The sequence below is a fragment of the Arthrobacter sp. ISL-85 genome (assembly GCF_018613675.1).
In the GTDB taxonomy this organism is placed as follows: Bacteria; Actinomycetota; Actinomycetes; order Actinomycetales; family Micrococcaceae; genus Arthrobacter.
This window is the reverse complement of the sequence record NZ_JAGGPQ010000001.1, coordinates 57197-75623: the sequence shown is the minus strand read 5'-3', so window position 1 is coordinate 75623 and position 18427 is coordinate 57197. Positions and strand designations below refer to the sequence as shown.

The window sequence follows — 18427 nt, the reverse complement described above, 5'->3', positions numbered from 1 at the left end:
ACCCTCATCGACTGCTGAGTAGCTGCCGTTTTGGAGCACGAAAACGGCAGTTACTCAGCAATCGATGGGTTTGGAGCGGGGTTTAGGCCTTGCCCAGGCGGCGTTCGACGTCGGCCGCTTCCGGGTACGCGGCCTGGGTCCCCTTGCGGGTAGTGGCCATTGCCGCGGCAACGGAGGCGAACGCGGCGGCCTCGGCCAGCGCGTCGCCCGCCGCCAGCCGAACGGCCACCGCTCCGGTGAAGGCGTCGCCGGCGCCGGTGGTGTCAACAGCCGCAACCGTGGTGGGCTGGACGCGGGTCACCCGGGCATCGGGCGAAGCGAGCGAATCCAGCACCACAGAGCCCTGCGAACCCAGCGTCACCAGGACCTGCCGGATCCCGTGGCCGGCAAACCGCGAGCGCACAGCGTCCCAGTCCGCGGCAGCAGCGTCGGCGCCGGGGACCGAAGAACCCAGGAACAGTGCGGCCTCGTGCGCATTGACCAGCAGGACGTCCGCCAACCCAGCCAGGGCTGACGGAATCTCCGCATAAGGTGACAGGTTCAGCAAGACTGTTGCGCCGGCGTCGTGCCCTGCCTGCGCGGCCGCCAGCACCGTGTCCATGCTGACCTCGAGGCAGAGGCTCACCACGGCAGCGCCGTCCAAAACATCCGCAGCGCCGGCCACGTCCGCAGGCGACAAAGTGCCGTTGGCGCCGGCCGAGATGATGATGGTGTTCTCGCCGCGCGCGTCCACGGAAATCACGGCAACACCGGTGGGCTCGCTGGACGTGCGCACATGGCTGACGTCCACACCTGCCCCGGCCACCGAGGCTTGAAGCATGTTGCCGTTGGCGTCCTCCCCCACGGCACCCACCAGGCTGACGTGCCCGCCCAAGCGGGCCGCGGCCACGGCCTGGTTGGCGCTCTTGCCCCCGGGATTCACGGCGAACCCGTTGCCCTGGACCGTCTCGCCGGGCTGCGGGAGGCGTTCGCAGTAGATAGTGAGGTCGGCATTGAGGGAGCCGACGACGACGATCCGGCCTGGCTGCCCCAGGCCCGGGCCAGTCACGGGGCCACCTCAGCCTCGACCGGCTTGGGGATCAGCAGCGACGCGGCGAACGCGGCCACGGTCAGGGCCAGGCCGACCACCACGACGGTCAGGTACGACGCGGCCGCATCGCCGAGCGCGGACGTCGCCACCAGCACGGCCGGCAGGATGAGGAAACTCAGGCCTGCGCCCAGGTTGAAGGCGCCGGCGTTCATGCCGGGGAGGAAGCCGGGGTTGCCGGCGGGCGAGAGGACAACGCCGAGTCCATTGAGCATGATGTTGACCGTACCGGCGTACATGATGCCCAGCAAGACCGTTCCGGCAATCATCATGGGCAGGCTGTGCAGGCCCAGGAACGCGATGACGGCCAAAGCTGCGATGCTGCCCAGGAGGCCGATCCGCAGCACCTTGGTGTAGCCCAACACGGGCGCGAGCCTGCCGCTGAGCGGGCCCACCAGCCAGCCAAGGAGCGCGTACGGGGTGAGGATCATCAGTGACATCTCGGTGGGGCCGACGCCGAAGCCGGGGCTCGCGGCCTGCACATACGCGGGCACGATGCCGTTGATGACGGCGAAGATGCCGGTCATGGTCAGCGTGGTGGTCAGCAGCGGTGCCCAGGTGGCGCGCTGGCGCAGGTGCACGGTTTCCACCATGGGCCGGGCGGCACGCTGTTCGGTGCGCCAGAAGGCAAAGAACGCGACGGCGGATACGAGGACCAGCGCAAGGCTCAGCATCAGGGTGCCGGCGGAGAAGCCGGCCACCAGTTTGGCGGCCTCGTTCAGGGCGGTCAGCAGCGCGCCGACGGCGACGACGATGAAGAACACGCCCAGCCAGTCCATCCGGGTTCCGGCGGCGGGCTTGCTCTCGGTGGCCAGGAACATGATGAGGGCGGTGGCCGCGAGGGCCAGGACCACCATCAGCCAGAAGATGCTGCGGAAGCCGAAGTGCTCGGCGAAGTAGCCGCCCACGAAGGAGTCGACGCCGGCAACGCCGCCGTTGACGGCAGTAATGAGGCCCATCAGTGTCCCGTACTTGCGGGGGTTGCTGACGGCGGAGCGCAACATGATCAGGCAGAGCGGGACGGTGGGTCCGCTGATGCCCTGGATGATGCGGCCCACGAAGAGCCACGTGATGTCCGGGGCGAGCGCCGCGATGACGGAGCCCACGGCCATGAGCAGCATCATGCCCACCAGGACCTTCTTGCGGCCAATGATGTCGCTCAGGCGCGGCAGGAACAGGGAGAACAAGGCGGCCGCGGTGAAGAACCAGGTTTGGGAGAGTCCGATCAGTGCCTGGTCCGCCTTGAGCTCCTGGCCCATGGTCACCAGGGCGGGGCTGAGCATGGAGGCGTTGAGCTGGAACGCCACGCAGGCAGCCAGCAGTGCGGTCATAAGGGCGGCGATGTTGCCGCGGCCGGTCTTGGTTTCAGTCAGGGTTGCGGTGGCCATTTACTTGACCCCTCCGGTGGTGAGGGCGGCGCCGTCGTTAAGTTCGACGTCGGACGCGTTGCCCTGGGTGAGGCCTGCACCTTGGTGCCTGCCGCCGTCGTCCGCTTTGGCATTGCTGCCCGGCTCGCCAATGCGGACCAGCGCGTCGGTGACCAGCTCCCAGAACCGTGCATGATCCAGGTCCACGGCAACGCTGGTGTGGCAGTCGTCAGGCGCGGGGGCGCGGAAGTCGGCCACGGTCATGCCGAGGGTCAGGGTGCCCTGCAATTCGATGTTCACGGGCACCTTGCGGGTGCTCACGATGCTGGGATCGATCACGTAGGCCACGGCGCAGGGGTCGTGGACGGGCGGGTAGTCGAAGCCCTGGGCGTCCTTGTAGGTGTGGGCGAAGAAGTCCATCAACTCGGTGACGAACTTCGCGGGGCCGGTGCCTATGGCGGCGATCCTTTCCACCACGTCCGGGGTGGCCAGGGCCTGGTGGGTGAGGTCCAGGCCCACCATGACCACGGGCCATTTCTCGTTGAAAACGATGTGCGCGGCCTCGGGGTCGATGATGATGTTGAACTCGGCCACGGCGCTCCAGTTGCCCACATGGTAGCCGCCGCCCATGAGGACCACTTCCTTGACGCGTTCCACGATGCGCGGTTCCTTGCGGGCAGCCATGGCGATGTTGGTTAGGCCTGCGGTGGGGACGAGCGTGACGGTGCCGGGCTCGTGCGCCATGACGGTGTCGATGATGAGGTCGACGGCGTGGCGCGGGTCCAGTTCGATGGTGGACTGGGGAAGGGCGGGGCCGTCCATCCCCGACTCGCCGTGGATGTCCGGTGCGGTTTCGATGCTGCGGACCAGTGGGCGGGGGCAGCCGGCGGCGAAGGGGACGCCGGTGATGCCGGTGATGGTGCCGACGGCCAGGGCGTTGCGGGTGACTTTTTCGAGGGTCTGGTTGCCTACCACCGTGGTGACGGCCAGCAGTTCGATGTCCGGGTTGCCGTGTGCGAGCAGGAGGGCCACGGCGTCATCGTGGCCGGGATCGCAGTCCAGGATGATCTTCCTGGGTTCGGGCTGACTCTTTTGGGGATTGGGTTCCACGATGGTGCTCCACGTCATTGGGGCCTGCCGGGAAGGCAGGGGTTTCAGTATTCCGGGAGTGATCATGGCAGGGTTTTGTGGTCTACGTCAAACGCTTAACGTCCGGTGCACATCGCCGCACGTCAAACGCTTGATGCCTTGATTGGGCCGGAAGCCGGGCGCGTGCGGGTCCGCCGTCACTTCGCAGCCGGAACGGCGTGGCCCCGGGGCCTACTACGATCAAAGTATGGATTCCGGGGAGCAGGTGCCGCAGCGGCCGCGGCGGGTGACGGCGGCGATGGTGGCCGCACGGGCCGGCGTTTCGGTGGCCACCGTATCGCTGGTGGCCAACGGGAAGACCGCGGGCCGCGTGGCCAAGGACAACATTGCCCGGGTGCGGGAGGCCATCGCCGAGCTCGGCTACGTGGTGGACGGGATCGGCAGCTCCCTGGCCAAGGGCGTCAGCTCGATCGTGATCCTGGTGGCGCCGGACATCTCCAACCCGTTCTTCGCCAAGGTGATCGCCGGCGTGCGGGAATCGCTGGGCCCGCAGTACCAGCTGCTGCTTTCCGTCACCGAGGCCGGTGAGTTTCCGGAGGCCGACGACGTCCGGCGGCTGATGTCCCTGCGGCCCGCGGGGCTGCTGGTGGATGCACCCAACGCCGGATTCCTCGAAGACCTGGCGTCGCCGTCGCCCCTTGTCCTGCTTGATGCGCCGGGGCTGGAATCCTACGCACCGTCCGTAAACCTGGACGTGGCCAGCGGGGCACGCCAGCTCGCGGCGCACCTGGCTGACGCCGGGCACAAGGAAGCCGCCTATGTGGACAGCGTGACCGGCACCGAAACCTTCGCGGTCCGGCGCGCCGCGTTCCTGGAGGAGGCTGCCTCCCGAGGCATCACAGTAAGTCCCAAGCGCATTATCAGCACCACCATCGACGTGGGCGCCGCGGCGGCCTCGTTCGCCTGGGCCTGGCCGGACTGGCAGCGCGCCGGCGTAACCGCCGTCGCCTGCGCCACCGACACGCACGCCTACGGCGTGCTGCAGGAGGCGCGGGTGGCAGGGGTCCGGATCCCGGAGGAGCTGGCGGTGGCCGGGTTCGACGACCTGCCCTATTCGGCCACGAGCAATCCCGGCCTGACCAGTGTGCACCTGCCTGCCACCGCCCTGGGACAGAAGGCCGGGGAGCAGCTGCGCCGGCTGATGGAGGGCAAGTCCCTGGGGCCCGGTGGCGTCACCCTGGAGACGTCGCTGGTGGTGCGCGGCTCCACTAAGGCATCGCCGGCCGGTCACCTTCCCGCAGCCAGTCATTGAAGAACGCGTCAAGCTGCCGGCCGGAGGCCTCCTCCATCACGTTTTCAAAATCTTCCGTTGTTGCCGAGGAGTTGCTGTAGCGGTCCAGCCATTCCTTGGCACCCGCGAAGAACGCCTGGTCCCCGATCTTGGCGCGAAGGGCATGGAGTGCGGCGGCGCCGCGGTGGTAAACCTGCTCCGCGAACAGGTTGTCCCGTCCGGGGTCCGCGATGTTCAGTCCCCAGAGGTTCTTGCTGTCCAGGTCCGCCACCGTGTCCGTGAACTGCTTCGCCACTGTCGACTTGCCCTGGTGCTCGGCCCACAGCCACTGAATGTAGGTTGCCCAGCCCTCGTTGAGCCAGATGTCCTTCCAGTCCGCCGGACTGACGCTGTTGCCGAACCACTGGTGCCCCAGTTCGTGGACAACAGTGTCCTCGTCCGCAACCTCCGAGTAGACCGGCCGGGTTTGCGTTTCCAGCGCGTAGTCCACCGAATCATCGTCCACGATCGCGCCGAAAGCCTCGAACGGGTAAGGCCCGAACAGGTCCGACAGGAATGCGATCATCTGCGGCTGCAGCGCGAGGGCCGCGTTGGTTTTCTCCAGCGCCGGGCCGGTCACGCCGCGGTCCACCGCGTTAATGATCGGCAGGCCGTGAGGTCCTTTGCCGTAGGACAGGGTGAAGTCACCGATGCTTGCCGTGGCCAGGTAGCTGGCCATCGGATCCCGCGCTTCCCAGGTCCACGTTGTCCAGCCGGCCTTGGTTTCCGGTTTGCCGCCGGGCAGGCCGTTGGCCACCGCGGTTTTTCCTTCCGGGACGGTGATGTGGAAGGAGTACGTGGCTTTGTCCTCGGGGTCGTCATTTACCGGATACCAGGTGGGCGCACCGTCGGGCTCGCTGACCACCATGGCCCCGTCAGCGGTGGTCACCCATCCGTACAGCGCCCCCGTGGTGTCTTCCGGCCGCCCGGTGGTGCCGCCGTAGTCGATGGTGATGGCGGCCTTCTGGCCTGCCTTCAGTTTCGGCCTCAGGCCCACGGTGAGCTCCCAAGTGCGGCTGGCATCGTCCTGCACCTGCGTCCAGTCAGAGGGGCCTGCACCGTGGTTGACGTCCTTGCCGTCCACGTCCACCGCGGTCACCGCGAGTCCGCGGAGGTCGAAGTTGAGGGCGTCCAGGTTCTGGGTGGCGCGGAGGGTGATGGTTGCCTCCGCCGTGAGCTTCCCGGCGGGCACGGCCGGGTCCGACGGCGGCGAGTAGCGGAGGTCGAGGTCATAGTGCAGGACGTCGTACCCGCCATTGCCCGCGGAAGGGAAGTAGGGATCACCGCTTCCCGGAGCGCCGGGCCCATAGCGCGCCGGCTCGCCCTGGGGTGCCGGGTCGCCTTGGGGTGCCGCCTGTGCTGAGGTGATCCCGGCTGCGCAGGCCGTCATCAGCGCCATTGCCGCCGCGGCAATGCGGCGCGCCTTCGTCAGGTTGTTCATGGGGAAGTCCTGGAGGGTGCAGGCGCCGGGCAGTCCCGCTTGCGCGTTTCCGCTCACGCCGTGGGATACAAGATGTCGTGTGCCTTCACGGCGACCAGACCGGTACCGGCGGCCCTTCGGCCGCTGCTCCCCCAACGATGGGAAGAAATCTAGGTCTGCCTGTACGGCGTGTCAACACTTGGGTGCCCCCTTCGGTACCCCCTTTCCCGTCCCCCGTCCTGCCCCGGCCGTGGGACTTGGCGGCGGGGCAGCGGCGAAACGCACCTCCGGAGGCTGGCCCCGCCACGCCGTCGTTCTGTCGGACCCCGGCCGTAAGCTGGGGTTATGCCGAGTAACTGGGAAAGCCTGGACGAGCCGCTGCGTGAGTCGGTGCAGCACAACGTGGAGATCTATGAGCGCGTCCGGCCTGCCCTGAAGCTGGTTACCCGGGATGTCTTGCTGGTCCTGCGGGACATGCTGAAGGACAGCGAGGTCACGCCGCTGTTTGTCACGGGCCGGACCAAGACGGTGGAATCCTTCAAGGAGAAGATCTCGCGCACCGAGGAGCCGCTTGAGCCGGGCGGCCGGAGGCTCCTGAAGTTTCCGGACCCGTTCCGCACCCTCAACGACATGGTGGGCATCCGCGTCATCACCAAGCTGCCGGCCGAGAATGCCGCCGTGGCCAACATCATCAAGCGCCAGCGGCAGCTTTTCGACTGCCGCGGCGACAGGGAAAAGGACATTGGTTCCATCGAGTCCGGCACCTACGGGTATTCCAGCCGCCACCTGATCCTGCGGACCATCCAGAATGAGGCCGTCAAGGAGTACCAGCAGGTCTTCAACCCGGACCTGCAGCCGAACGGCAGCTACTTCTTCGAGTGTCAGATCCGCACCATTTTTGCGCACGCGTGGAGCGAGATCGAGCACGACATCCGGTTCAAGGCAGAGGACCCCCGCGCGTGGACGCCGCACTTCGACCGGCAGTTTACCGCCACCGCGGCCATGCTGGAGACTGTGGAAACTGCCTTCTCGGACCTGCACGAAAGCTACGAGGAGGTCCGCAGCTTTTGGGACATGGACGGCGAGGGAGCCGCCCCGCTCACGCCCAACCGCATCCGCGACGTCTGGCGCACGCTGCTCCCGCATGTGGACCGCAAGGTGGACGACGACTGGGGCTGGGCCGCCGAGCTGCTCGCCGCGCACGGGCTCAACCAGACCATGCAGCTGGCCGGGCTGCTCAGCGCCAACCGGATCACCGAGGTCCGCCGGGCCCTGGACCACCGCTACTCCCCCGGCCCTGACAGGCTCCTGGACGATCTGCTCCTCTGGCAGTACGGCACCAAACACATCGACCTCACCGCAGAAGAGGCCGACGCCGTTCCGCACCCGCGGCGCGACAGCCTCCTGCGGCGGCTGCGGCAGATCGAGCGGTACCGGATGACGAAGAAGTAGGGGCGCTTGGTGGAACCCGTGCGGCTGGTTCTGTCCGGCTTCGGTGCTGTGGGGCAGGCCTTTGTCGATGCTGTCCGGGAACACGATGCGTTGTTGCAGATAGCTGCCGTCCGGGGTCGCGGAACTGAAGTTTTCCTTGCGCCCGCCAACGAGGTGCCGGAGCGTTTCTTGTGGGAGCCGATCGGGCGCATTGAGGAGACGCTGGACCGGGCCGGCGCCGCTGTCCTGGTCCAGGCCCTGCCCTCCTCGCCCGAGGCTCATGGGCGTGTCCTGCGGGAGGCGGTTGCAGCCCTGCGGAGTGGGGTGGATGTGGTGACAGCAACCAAGAGCCACGTCCTCAGCCAGTGGCGCGCACTTGAACGTGCTGCGGAGGAAGGCCGGAGCCGCATCCGCATTTCCGGGGCCACCGGCGCTGCGCTTCCCACCGCCGACCTGGCCCGCGTGGCATTGCGTGGAATGGGCTGCAACGCACTGCGGGCCTGCCCCAACGGCACGTCGAACTTCGTCCTGGACCAGCTCTCCCGCGGAGCCTCGTTGGAGTCAGCGGTGTTGGAGGCGCAACGCCGAGACATCGCCGAGGCAGACCCGTCCGCGGACCTGTCCGGCTCGGATGCGGCCACGAAGGTCCGGTTGATTTCCGGGCTGCTGTGGGACTGGGATGTCTCCCGGATTACGGTGAAGACGGAGCCGATCGACTCCTCCACGTCCATCAGGGCGTTGGCCGCGGCCCGGAAGGGGCTGCGCCTCCGCGCCGTCGCAGGCGCATCGCTGGACCGGCCGATGGTGGTGACGGTGCGCTTGGAAGCAGTGGCACCGGCTGACCCGCTTTACTCTCTTGCTGGCCCGGAGAAGGCGATGGTCTTCTCCTGCCCGGAGGCCGGGGACATCACCGTGCAGGGCGGCCGCTCCAGCCCGAAAGGGGCGGCACTGGCGATGCTTAAGGACGTATTTAACCTGGCCGTGTCACCTAACCCCGGGTTTCGTTAGGGGCCTTCTCACCGAAGCTTCGCGGGCGGTAGCCTAAGAGTCCGATACCCACCATCGGTCGCGCAACTGGTCCTCCTGCAGGTCGGCAATCCAGCGAACGCTCGTCACCTCGTCGACGGCCGATTTCGCGGTCGCCGCGGTGTGTGGCCGAATCGCTCCCGCGCAGTTCGAGCGGACATGCCGAGGACTGCGCCGATAGACTCCCAGGAGTCTCCGTTCGCGCGAGCGGCGCTGACGGCGGCGTCTAGCTCGGCTTCGGCCCTCGCGGCAGCCGTACGGGCAGCGGTGATCCGGCGGATGTCCGCAGTGTCCCTGGCAACGTGCGGCGCCGGGCTCAGGCGAAGAAGCGTACCATCCACCCGCAGCGGCGCGGCTAGTTGCTCGATGTGCAGGACGTAACCTTCTTCGGGTCCGTGCTGTACGTAGATGGTGAGGACAGCCTTTCCCTCGCCGTCATCAAAGTCCACTTTCCCGTAGCTCTCAGTAGGGCCAACAGGCCATGGGCGCGGCCTCAACCGCCCTCCGGCTTCGTACTGCGTCGGCTCGTAGACGGGCTCTCCGACTCGGAAGTCGGGGGATTGCGCTTCGCGAGGGCCCATTCTGACCGTTCTCCTTCAAGCTGACTTGCCTCTGCAGCGGCGGCGTCCCCAGCCGTATTCGGGCAGGTTTAGTACAGATACCAGTACAAGGCACTGCGGGTGGAAGCGCCCGAGTACCTTGTACTCGATCCTCGCCGCAGTGAGCACGGGTCCGGGACCCGGCAGACGAGGAATCCGGAAGTTGACGCCAAACGGAAGGTGCCTTCCACGATCAATAGATGGCCTCAGGAAAGTGGCGCGCTGGTTGTTCCGCAGCCGAAGTATGTAACTGTGCACAGGAAGGAGCTCAGGCAAAACGTAGGAAAGGTGCCAGGGATTGCTGGGCAGACTTCGACATGCCTGCGGCACGCTGCCGGTGCAGTTAGGCGACAGCTTTACAGAACGTCGGCTATCAGCCAACTAGCTTGCGGCTTCAGACAGGGAGTGCTCGACCCGCTGTTGCGTCTGCTCCGCGAGATCCAGAGTGAGCTCTTATCGCTTGCCATACTTACGATGGACGGCTTGTTTGCTCACGCCCAGGCACAGTGCGATCGCTTCCCAGGAGAGGCCGGCTTGCCGGGCTTTTCTGACCAGGGACGCTTCCGTCCGCCCAACTTCCTTTTGCAGCTCGGCCACGGCCTGCAGGGCCTCGGCCGGTCCCTTGCCGTCCATGGCTGCAACCAGTGTTTTCATCCGTTCCACCTCCATGCGTCAACGTTAGTTGACAGCAGGGAAGTAGTCAACGTATGTTGACAACCGGGAGGGCACCGATGGCAAGTCGCGAACTCCGCGGAGAAGTGGCTTGACCGGACTCGAGAGCCGCGGATCACTTCGGCCGGATGCCAGGCAAAGCCTTGCGCCGGCAGGCGTCCCTGCGGAAGACTCGGGGAACGCATGCTGAATTGATGAAAATTTGGAGCGGGATACACCACGAAACGCGCAGGCAACGATGCCTCGCGCCTGCTGGCGGCAAAGACGCAGCCTCAAGGGTCCCGCAGACCGAAAGGATCGCAATGGCAGGAATGTTCGAACTGTTTATCGACGCAGAATCAGCCTTCAGGTTCCGCCTGACAGCACCGGACGGCACCGTCATGGCCGTGTCCAGGCCCTTTACCACCAAGACCGGCGCCGTGGCAGGCATCGCCGCCGTCCGCGAATACGCCGGCATGGGACTGATCACCGACCGCTGCACAACAACCATCAATGAGATTGAGCAGCGAGCTCACGCTGACCCGGGCGCTCCAGCCGCCGACTCCCTGCGGGTCCCCAGGATCGACTTTCACACCCGCGCCCGGGCGGTCCGCCGGGCCGTCTCCGGTCCGCGCTGGGCAGGGGCAATCCACAACCTTTCCTGACCGGCCGCGGAGGGATCTCCCTGCCCCTTCTCCCCAGCAGCTTTACATAAGGTCGATATCGGCTTTGCAGCAGAACGAGCAGAAGCAGATTAGGCGACTCGTGGACGCAGTCCCGTAGAGCTTCTCAAAGGCAACCCGTATGCTTCTTTTCAGGCGCAAATGGAGGCAAGAGCTCTTGTGGTTTGGCTGCGCTAAGGCAGGCACACTGCCGCCATGCCGGGGGTGCCACTGCAAAGCCGCTGTGCGCTGGCGTCGTCCTTCGCGGGGAATCATTGGAGAGGTTCCCTTCAGGTCTGAAAGTAAAAACGTGCGTGGGCGGCACACCGTTCGTTCAGACGAGCGGCGCAGTTAGGGCAGGAGGTGGTTGCCAGATAAGCGTGGATGGACATCTCGCGTTTGCATACTCCGCACAGAACTGCTGGCTCTGCCCACTCGTTCCGTGGCCATGTTTGGGCCGGGTGGCCTGCCTCCTCCTCGTGACAGAGATGGCAGGGATAGTACCGAAGACAGCACTTGAACTTTATGGCTATCACATCGACGTCGGTGTGATAGTGAATGCAGCGGGTTTGGTCGTCTACGGTTTTCCCGAAGATCCTCATAGCCATGCTCCGGCCTCGCTTACTTCACGCGTCGCACGAGGATGTCAGGGAAGGCCCTGTGAGCGGCCACCGCGGCAGCGGATGCCACGGCGTCCTTCAGGATATCGCCCGGGTAGAAGATGAGGTCACTGGTGAAGGCAGCCTGCCATGACAACTTGAGGTTGACCATCATGCCGAGCACGCCGAGCAGGTGCGATGCGACCACGGTGACCACGACCGCGGCGAGGAAGAACCAAAGGCCACGCCGCTTGGCGGGGAGGCGCCGGATAATTTGCTCGGCGGCAATGCCAACGAGCAGAGCGGCGAAGAGGAACCCCACGATGTATCCGGCGGATCCGCCGGCGAGGACGGCCAGGCCAGCCCGGCCGCCCGAGAAGATGGGCAGCCCGGCGAACGCAAGGAGTAGGTAGAGTGCCACCGCTGCGGCGGCACGTGATCCGCCCAGGACGAGGCCTGTCACCATGATGGCGAGGGTCTGCAGCGTGATAGGCACCCCGAAGCCGCCGACGGGAATGCCTGGGACGATCGCCGAGGCTGCGACCAACGCGGCGAACACGGAGATAAGGGCCAGCGACTGCGCATCCCACAATGGACGCGGGGTGCGGGGGCTGTTCTGGGCCGGGCGGCGCGGTGCCGAGGTCGAGGTTTTTTGGTGGCTCATGCTTCCTCCTGTGGATGGTGGTCGGGTCCTTCGAAGAAGGCTACAGAGCCCTGTCTACGGTCATTTTGTAGCGAAGCCACGACTGCGCCGGCGATCTATGGATCAATTGCCACAAACCAGCGATCTGCCTTGCAGACGCTGACAGGATCGCAATTATCGGACTTTTAAAGCAGGCGGTGGCGTGCCCGCAAAAGGCGCTGTTCCGGCCGTCATCCTTGGTGGTTTTCCCGAAGTCCGGAAGTCAGAGCAGCTGCGCCCTTGCTTGGACTACGTGGTCCCTTGCCATTTGGTAGGCCACACCCGAAGGGGGCGGGACGGGCTGGACCGGATCCCGGCCCTTTCGCCTTGGTGGGGCCTATCATGAAACTGCGTCTCCACCCAGGTCTCGGGTGGGCTCAAGCGCCCGGTTTTTCCGGGCGTCCTTGGGTTCAGGGCGCAGCTATGGGGAGGGTTACGCGTGTCTCAGACTGGTCTCCTGCAGGGCCGGCCCGCCGGCAGCCGAAACACAGCGCCCGTGAAGTGGATGGCCGTGCTGACAGTCATCGGTCTGGCCGCGCTCGGCCTCTTTCTCGGGGTCAACAGCGGAACTCCGGCTGCGCTGGTGACCGGTGACTTCGTGATTCTGGCAGCGTCGCTGCTGGCTGGCGTGAGCTGTGCCCGGGCGGCGCGCAAAGGAGGCGCCAATGCCAGGGCCTGGACTTTTATGTCGGCGGCGGCCTTCATTTGGGCTGCCGGACAGGCCGTCTACGCCTACTTCGGCCTGGCCAATAACCATGTCTACCCGTTCCCCTCCCTGGCGGACGCCTTGTTCCTCGGATACTCGGTGCCCGCCGTCGTCGCCCTGTTTGCGTTCAGGCGGCGCGGCGGCAGCCATGTGGCGCTGTACCGGGCGGTGATGGACGCGGCAGTGATCGCCGGCTCCGTCCTGGTGGTCAGCTGGTACACGGTACTGGGCGCCGCGTTCGATGCCCAAGGGGATCCGCTGGTCCGGCTCACCGGGATGGGCTACCCCGTGGTGGACCTGGTGATCACCTCCCTTGTCCTGGTCCTGGCCATGCGCCGGCAGTCGGGCGAACGGCTGCCATGGCTGTGCTTCGGGGGCGGGCTGCTGGTACTGGCCGTGACGGACAGCACCTACGTGCGGTTAACGTTCGACGGCGTCACGGGCACCACAGGCTCTCCCCTCGCGTTGGGCTGGATCGTCGCCTTCCTCCTGGTGGCCCTCGCGCCGCTGGCACCGTACCAGGAAGGCGCCGGGCCCGACCGGACGGGCTACACCCTGGCGCTGGAGCTGCTGCCGTACACGCCGCTGCTGGTGGCGGTGCTGATATTCGCCGGCCCCCACCTGTCGGAACTGAACCCCTTCATGCTGGTGGTGGGCGCGGCCGTCCTGGTATTCGTGATGGTCCGGCAGGTGCTGATCATCCTGGAGAACATGACCCTGACCACCGGGCTGGAGGATGAGGTGGCCGTCCGCACCAAGGAACTGGAGGCGGCGCGCGAAGCCGCCATGGAGTCCAGCCGGTTGAAGTCGGAGTTCCTGGCCACCATGAGCCATGAAATCCGCACCCCCATGAACGGTGTGGTGGGGCTGACCGCGCTGTTGCTGGAGACCCCGCTTAACCCGACGCAGAAGCAGTACGCGGACGGCGTCAAGGGCGCCGGCGAGGCACTGCTGGCCCTGATCAACGACATTCTTGACTTCTCCAAGCTGGAGGCCGGCAAGGTGGACCTGGATGTGCGCCCCTTCGACCCGCGCGTCCTGGTGGAGGAAGTGGCCGGGCTCCTGGCGGAACCGGCGCAGGCCAAGAACCTGGAACTGATCGCCTACTGCGAACACGGGGTGCCAGCGCGGCTGGTGGGCGACTCAGGCCGGATCAGGCAGGTCCTCCTGAACCTGGCGTCAAATGCGGTGAAGTTCACGGCCTCAGGCGAGGTATCCATCCGGGTCAAGACGGAGAACCCCGCCGCCGCAGCCGGCAGCACCGCCGCAGTGTTCTTCGAGGTGCGTGACACCGGCATCGGCATTGACCCCTCCCAGCACGGGAGGCTTTTCCAGTCCTTTTCCCAAGCCGACGCCTCCACCACCCGGCGGTACGGCGGCACCGGGCTGGGCCTGGCCATCTGCAGCCGGCTGACGGACGCAATGGAGGGCGAAATCGGCCTCGACAGTGTCCCCGGGATGGGCAGCACCTTCTGGCTCCGGCTGCCGCTCTCTGTGGCGCCGCCGTCCACGGACCCGGTTCCGGCGGCAGGCTTCCTCAGCGGCCTGCGGGTGCTGGTAGTGGACGACAATGCCACCAACAGGCTGGTGCTCGAATCCCAGCTGCGCGGCTGGCGGCTCCAGCCCGAAGCGGTCCCCGATGCTGCCTCGGCGCTGGCCCGGGCCCGGGAGGCGGAGGCTGCCGGGGAACCTTTCGACCTCGCCGTCCTGGACTTCTGCATGCCGGATATAGACGGGCTGGAGCTGGCGCGGAGCATCAAAGCCGATGCCGGGCTGGCGGACATCGAACTGATCATGCTCACGTCCACCATGCAGGTCAATGCCGCCGAGATCAGCCAGGCCGGCGTCCGCGAATGGCTCATGAAGCCGGTCCGGAGCTCCGAGTTCTACAACCGCCTGGTCCGGCTGATGTCCACGCACGAACCTTCAGGTCTGGCGTCCTCAACCGCCCAGGTGGCTCCCGCACCGGACGGGCCGTCGCGGGGCCGGATCCTGGTGGTGGAGGACAACGAGGTGAACCAGTTAGTGGCGCGCGCCACCGTCAGCAGGCTGGGATATGCGGTGGACGTGGTGTCCAACGGTGCCGAGGCCCTGTCCGCCACCGCCGGTTCCCGCTACGCGGCCGTGCTGATGGACTGCCACATGCCCGTGATGGATGGGTTCGAGGCCACGCGCCGGATCCGGCAGCGGGACGGCAGGCATCCCCGTCTGCCGATCATCGCGATGACCGCCGGAGCCTTGGACGGTGACCGGGAACGGTGCCTGGCCGCCGGCATGGACGACTACCTCGCCAAGCCCGTCGACGCCGCCGCGCTGCAGGCCACGCTCGTCCGCTGGATCCCGGAGCCTCAGGCAGCGGCCGCGACCGTGCCTGTCCCCCAGCCCCTGGCTGTCACAGGTGCCGCCACGACTGCGGGCCCTGCGGCCCCGCGCGCCCTGGACCAGGACCGGATCGCCATGCTGCGGGAGCTGGGGCCGGAGGACGGCCAAGGCCTGCTGCCCGAGGCGGTGGCCGCCTTCCGCCGAGACCTGCCCGCGCGGGTGCGTGCGCTCCAGGCGGCAGTGAACGACGGCGACGGGCCGGATTTAGCGCAGGCCGCGCACGCGCTGAAGGGGTCGGCTGCAAATATCGGGGCCGCCGCCGTGGCGGGGATCTGCGCAGAGCTCGAGGGACTGGGCCGGTGCGGAACGCCCGGCCGAGGGACCCCGCTGGTCCGGCGACTTGAGGAGCAACTGCAGCTGCTGGACGCGGAACTGAACGCGGCGCTGGAGGTGACCCCGTGAAAGTACTAGTCGCCGACGACGACCCGGGATCGCTGCTGGTGGCCAGGGCCGCCGTCGAACGTGCCGGCCATGAGTGCCTCACGGCCGAGGACGGCGACCAAGCGTGGGCGCTGTACTTGGAACACCTGCCCGACGTGGTGGTCACCGACTGGATGATGCCGGGCATGGACGGGCTGGCGTTGTGCAGAGCAATCAGGTCCCGTGAGCAGGAGCTGTACACGTACGTGGTGCTTCTTACCTCGCAGGGCTCGCGGGACGACGTACTGGCCGGGCTGGAGGCCGGCGCCGACGATTACGTCACCAAACCGCTGGACCCGTTTGTGCTGCACGCCCGGCTGCTGGTGGCGCGCCGTATCACCACCCTGCACGCTGACCTCGCCCACTACCGCCGGGTACTGTCACGGCAGGCGCGGACCGACCCGCTGACGGGATTGCACAACCGGCTCAAGCTGTCGGAGGACCTCGAACAACTGCGCCTGCGGAGCCAGCGGTACGCGGAACAGTACAGCGTTGCCATGTGCGACGTGGACAATTTCAAGAGCTACAACGACATCTACGGCCACCAAGCGGGAGACCTGGCACTCCGGGCAGTGGCGGCAGCGCTCCTGGGCGTCATCCGGAAGAGCGACGGCGTATACCGGTTCGGCGGCGAGGAATTCCTACTGGTGCTGCCCCAGCAGTCGGCCGACAGAGCGAAAGCCCTAATGGAACGGGCACTGGACGCTGTCCGCGACCTGGCGATTGTGCACGCCGGTGATTCGTCCGGCCAACTGCGGCTCAGTGCCGGGATTTCCTCATTCAGCGTCGAGCACCCGGTCGACGCCAACGCCCTCCTGGGCGAGGCCGACGCCGCCCTATACGCCGCCAAAGCTGCCGGTCGGAACAGGGTGGAACTGGCCGGGTAAGTCGGGTAGGGCAGGAGGGACCAGCCAAGGAGCCCCGCGGCTGAGGGCAGGTTCGCCTCCGCGTGGCTGCCTTTACACGTGGTCGAGCAGATGATCGCGCAGTGGGGTACGGCTCGTAGGAGTGCGCCTTTCGTGGGTGATAACAGTGGCGGCTAGGGCGATGGTGAGCCCAATGACGGTCTCGAGGGCGCGCTGAGTCAGGAGGGTGCCGATCGAGGCTGGCAGCATGAGATCGCCGAGTAGAAGGGCCATCGGGGTGAAGAAGACCAGGCCGAGGCTGTAGTTGCGCCCGGTCGTCAGCTCGGTGCACGCCTGGAGCACGGCGATCACGATGATCGCGGCATAGCTGCTGGGGTGGGCGGACAGCGCGAGGGCTGCGACGCCGAGGCCGACGGCGGTGCCGATCACCCGCTGGGCAGCGCGCGTGAGGCGGGCGTGCAGGTCGGGTGCTGACATGGGGACGGATGCCGTGACGAAGGTCCAGTAGGGGTGGCCGATGCCGCTGGTCGCGACGGCGAGGCCGGCGGCGGCGATACCGAGCAAATAGCGGGCGGCGTGGCGGCCCACCGGGTCGGACGGCCGCAGGCCGCGCCCCGACAGCCGATACCGCACCGGGTCGCCGCCGTCGCGGGCGGTGCGACCCGGGAGGGCGAGCAGCAGCGCGAAGACGGCCGCGCCAGCCGCAGCGAGGGCGGCTGCGGGCACCGTGCTCAGCGCGATCGGGACCGTGGCCGAGGCTGTGAGGGCGAAGACCGGGTTGAGAGCTCCGACCGGATGCCACCGGCCCAGCTCGGCTAGCACTACCGCGACGCCGGCCCAGGCGGCCGCGACCGGGACGAGCAGCCAAAGCCGGAACGGGACGGTCGCCACAAGGGCGCCGACGACGACGCCGACCACCAGCACCACGCCCGCCTGCGCCTGCATGGCTAGGCGTACCCGAGCCGGCTCGTGTCGGCCGTACAGGGCGGTGAAGGCACCGATCGCCGCATACAGCAGCAGGTCGCCGCCACCGCACGCCAAGCAAGCCACCAGCGGCACGAAGATCGCCAGGCTTGCGCGCAGGGCGGTCCAATGGGCGCCGGCATGGGGGCCCAGGTCGAAGACTGCCGCCCACCAGGACCGCCTGGGTGTGGCCTGCGTCATCTTAACCTTCCGAGGTGGTACAGAAATGAAGTACTTCAAGATTACTACAGTTATGAACTACTATTGTGGTTGACCGAGGTGACGGCCACAGGGGCGCGGAGGAGCCGGATGGACCAGGACGCAGACGTACTGCCCGCTCATGGCGACGTCGTGGACCGGATGCAGCGCGAGTGGGCACGGCTGCGCCCGGACCTGAACTTCACCAGCCTCGGGGTGATCCACCGCGTGCTGCGCGCTTCCCGCCTCATCCTCGAAGCCAGCGACGCCTTCCTCGCCGACTACGGGCTCACCCGCGGCGAGCTGGACGTGCTTTCAGCGCTGCGCCGTACGGACGAACCTCTGAGCCCAACGACACTCGCCCAGACGCTGCTTGCCCCGCGCTCCGCGATCACCATGCGGCTGAACGCCCTCCAGGCTCGGGGACTGCTGAGCCGGACGGCCAACCCGGCCGACGGCCGCTCGTCCCTGCTCGTCCTCACCGATACCGGCGCCGCGCTCGTGGACGAGGTGATTCCCGCCCAGCTTGCCCTCGAAGACGCCCTACTCGCCGAAGCCCCGGCCTGGGTCGTCGAGGGCTTGGTCGATCCCCTTCGGGCACTGACCTCCGTGTGGGAGCAAGGACGTGGCCACCAAGCCGGGTCCAGCAAGGACCGGCGGAACGGCGCACTCGAGCCCTCCGGATGAGCCGCAGCAGCGCGCGCTTCGAATTTGGGGTAGCAATGAATCTGAGTCCAGCTTTTAGTGTTCTGGGCAACTGGCCTCCGGGCTGAGCACAAGGCCCCGCTCCCCAAGTTGCCGCAGCAGGTCACCGGAATCTTGCCTGTCGTTCTGGCCTTCTACGGGACCGAAGGCCAGCTGCCGGTCAGCGGCAGGAGCCGGCCCGAATCTCCTTTGGCCGGCTGGCTCGCCCGCCGCCGCGAGCAGGCAGCCGCCGGGACCCTCTCCC

15 protein-coding genes are annotated in these 18427 nt (G+C 67.1%); 7 read left to right on the top strand and 8 right to left on the bottom strand.

All coding sequences use genetic code 11. The features are described from left to right. Positions 1–82: 82 nt before the first annotated feature. The 3 genes from J7I84_RS00360 to J7I84_RS00350 are packed head-to-tail and all read right to left on the bottom strand — an operon-like array spanning position 83 to position 3582. A complete protein-coding gene (locus J7I84_RS00360; RefSeq protein ID WP_311381027.1) occupies positions 83–1048 on the bottom strand; it encodes a ribokinase in 966 nt (321 codons plus the stop codon). Further along, positions 1045–2475 (bottom strand): MFS transporter, encoded by a 1431-nt coding sequence (locus J7I84_RS00355; RefSeq protein WP_214939044.1) that lies wholly within the window; start codon positions 2473–2475, stop codon positions 1045–1047. Before J7I84_RS00355 ends, J7I84_RS00360 begins: the two co-directional genes overlap by 4 nt. Beyond that, positions 2476–3582: a nucleoside hydrolase gene (locus J7I84_RS00350; protein ID WP_214939299.1), complete on the bottom strand. Its 1107-nt coding sequence runs from the start codon at positions 3580–3582 to the stop codon at positions 2476–2478. A gap of 259 nt (positions 3583–3841) precedes the next feature. On the opposite strand from J7I84_RS00350, the gene J7I84_RS00345 reads away from it, so the two are divergent. Then, entirely contained in the window at positions 3842–4855 is a 1014-nt protein-coding gene (locus J7I84_RS00345) for a LacI family DNA-binding transcriptional regulator (protein WP_214939297.1), read from the top strand. Here the strand turns inward: J7I84_RS00345 and J7I84_RS00340 are convergent. Next, entirely contained in the window at positions 4812–6314 is a 1503-nt protein-coding gene (locus tag J7I84_RS00340; protein ID WP_214939042.1) for a M1 family metallopeptidase, read from the bottom strand. The genes J7I84_RS00345 and J7I84_RS00340 overlap by 44 nt on opposite strands. 324 nt (positions 6315–6638) lie before the next feature. On the opposite strand from J7I84_RS00340, the gene J7I84_RS00335 reads away from it, so the two are divergent. Both J7I84_RS00335 and J7I84_RS21845 read left to right on the top strand, forming a co-directional pair. Beyond that, positions 6639–7745, top strand: coding sequence for a GTP pyrophosphokinase family protein (locus J7I84_RS00335; protein ID WP_214939039.1), 1107 nt, complete (start codon positions 6639–6641; stop codon positions 7743–7745). A gap of 9 nt (positions 7746–7754) precedes the next feature. Then, positions 7755–8732, top strand: coding sequence for a hypothetical protein (locus J7I84_RS21845; protein ID WP_214939037.1), 978 nt, complete (start codon positions 7755–7757; stop codon positions 8730–8732). Positions 8733–9802: 1070 nt separating this feature from the next. Here the strand turns inward: J7I84_RS21845 and J7I84_RS00325 are convergent. Then, positions 9803–10018, bottom strand: coding sequence for an AsnC family protein (locus J7I84_RS00325; RefSeq protein WP_214939034.1), 216 nt, complete (start codon positions 10016–10018; stop codon positions 9803–9805). Between the two features lie 305 nt (positions 10019–10323). Between J7I84_RS00325 and J7I84_RS00320 the strand changes: the two genes are divergently transcribed. Further along, on the top strand, positions 10324–10665 hold the full coding sequence (locus J7I84_RS00320; protein ID WP_214939031.1) for a DUF1508 domain-containing protein: 342 nt from the start codon (positions 10324–10326) through the stop codon (positions 10663–10665). 287 nt (positions 10666–10952) lie between these two features. On the opposite strand, the gene J7I84_RS00315 is transcribed toward J7I84_RS00320, so the two are convergent. Together J7I84_RS00315 and J7I84_RS00310 are read right to left on the bottom strand one after the other, a co-directional pair. After that, the gene (locus tag J7I84_RS00315; protein ID WP_251045862.1) at positions 10953–11264 is read right to left on the bottom strand and encodes a CHY zinc finger protein; all 312 of its coding nucleotides are present in this window, start codon (positions 11262–11264) and stop codon (positions 10953–10955) included. A 19-nt stretch (positions 11265–11283) separates the two neighbouring features. Continuing rightward, positions 11284–11925 carry a biotin transporter BioY gene (locus J7I84_RS00310; protein ID WP_214939025.1) on the bottom strand — a complete coding sequence of 214 codons (642 nt, stop codon included), beginning with the start codon at positions 11923–11925 and terminating at the stop codon, positions 11284–11286. 523 nt (positions 11926–12448) lie between these two features. Between J7I84_RS00310 and J7I84_RS00305 the strand changes: the two genes are divergently transcribed. Both J7I84_RS00305 and J7I84_RS00300 read left to right on the top strand, forming a co-directional pair. Next, positions 12449–15433, top strand: coding sequence for a response regulator (locus tag J7I84_RS00305; protein ID WP_214939294.1), 2985 nt, complete (start codon positions 12449–12451; stop codon positions 15431–15433). After that, positions 15430–16338 carry a diguanylate cyclase gene (locus tag J7I84_RS00300; protein WP_214939022.1) on the top strand — a complete coding sequence of 303 codons (909 nt, stop codon included), beginning with the start codon at positions 15430–15432 and terminating at the stop codon, positions 16336–16338. Before J7I84_RS00305 ends, J7I84_RS00300 begins: the two co-directional genes overlap by 4 nt. Before the next feature lie 72 nt (positions 16339–16410). Here J7I84_RS00300 and J7I84_RS00295 read toward each other — a convergent pair whose 3' ends face one another. Further along, positions 16411–17481, bottom strand: a complete 1071-nt coding sequence (locus tag J7I84_RS00295; RefSeq protein WP_214939018.1) for an FUSC family protein — start codon at positions 17479–17481, stop codon at positions 16411–16413. 108 nt (positions 17482–17589) lie between these two features. Between J7I84_RS00295 and J7I84_RS00290 the strand changes: the two genes are divergently transcribed. Then, positions 17590–18165, top strand: a complete 576-nt coding sequence (locus J7I84_RS00290) for a MarR family winged helix-turn-helix transcriptional regulator (protein ID WP_214939015.1) — start codon at positions 17590–17592, stop codon at positions 18163–18165. The last annotated feature ends 262 nt before the right edge of the window (positions 18166–18427 follow it).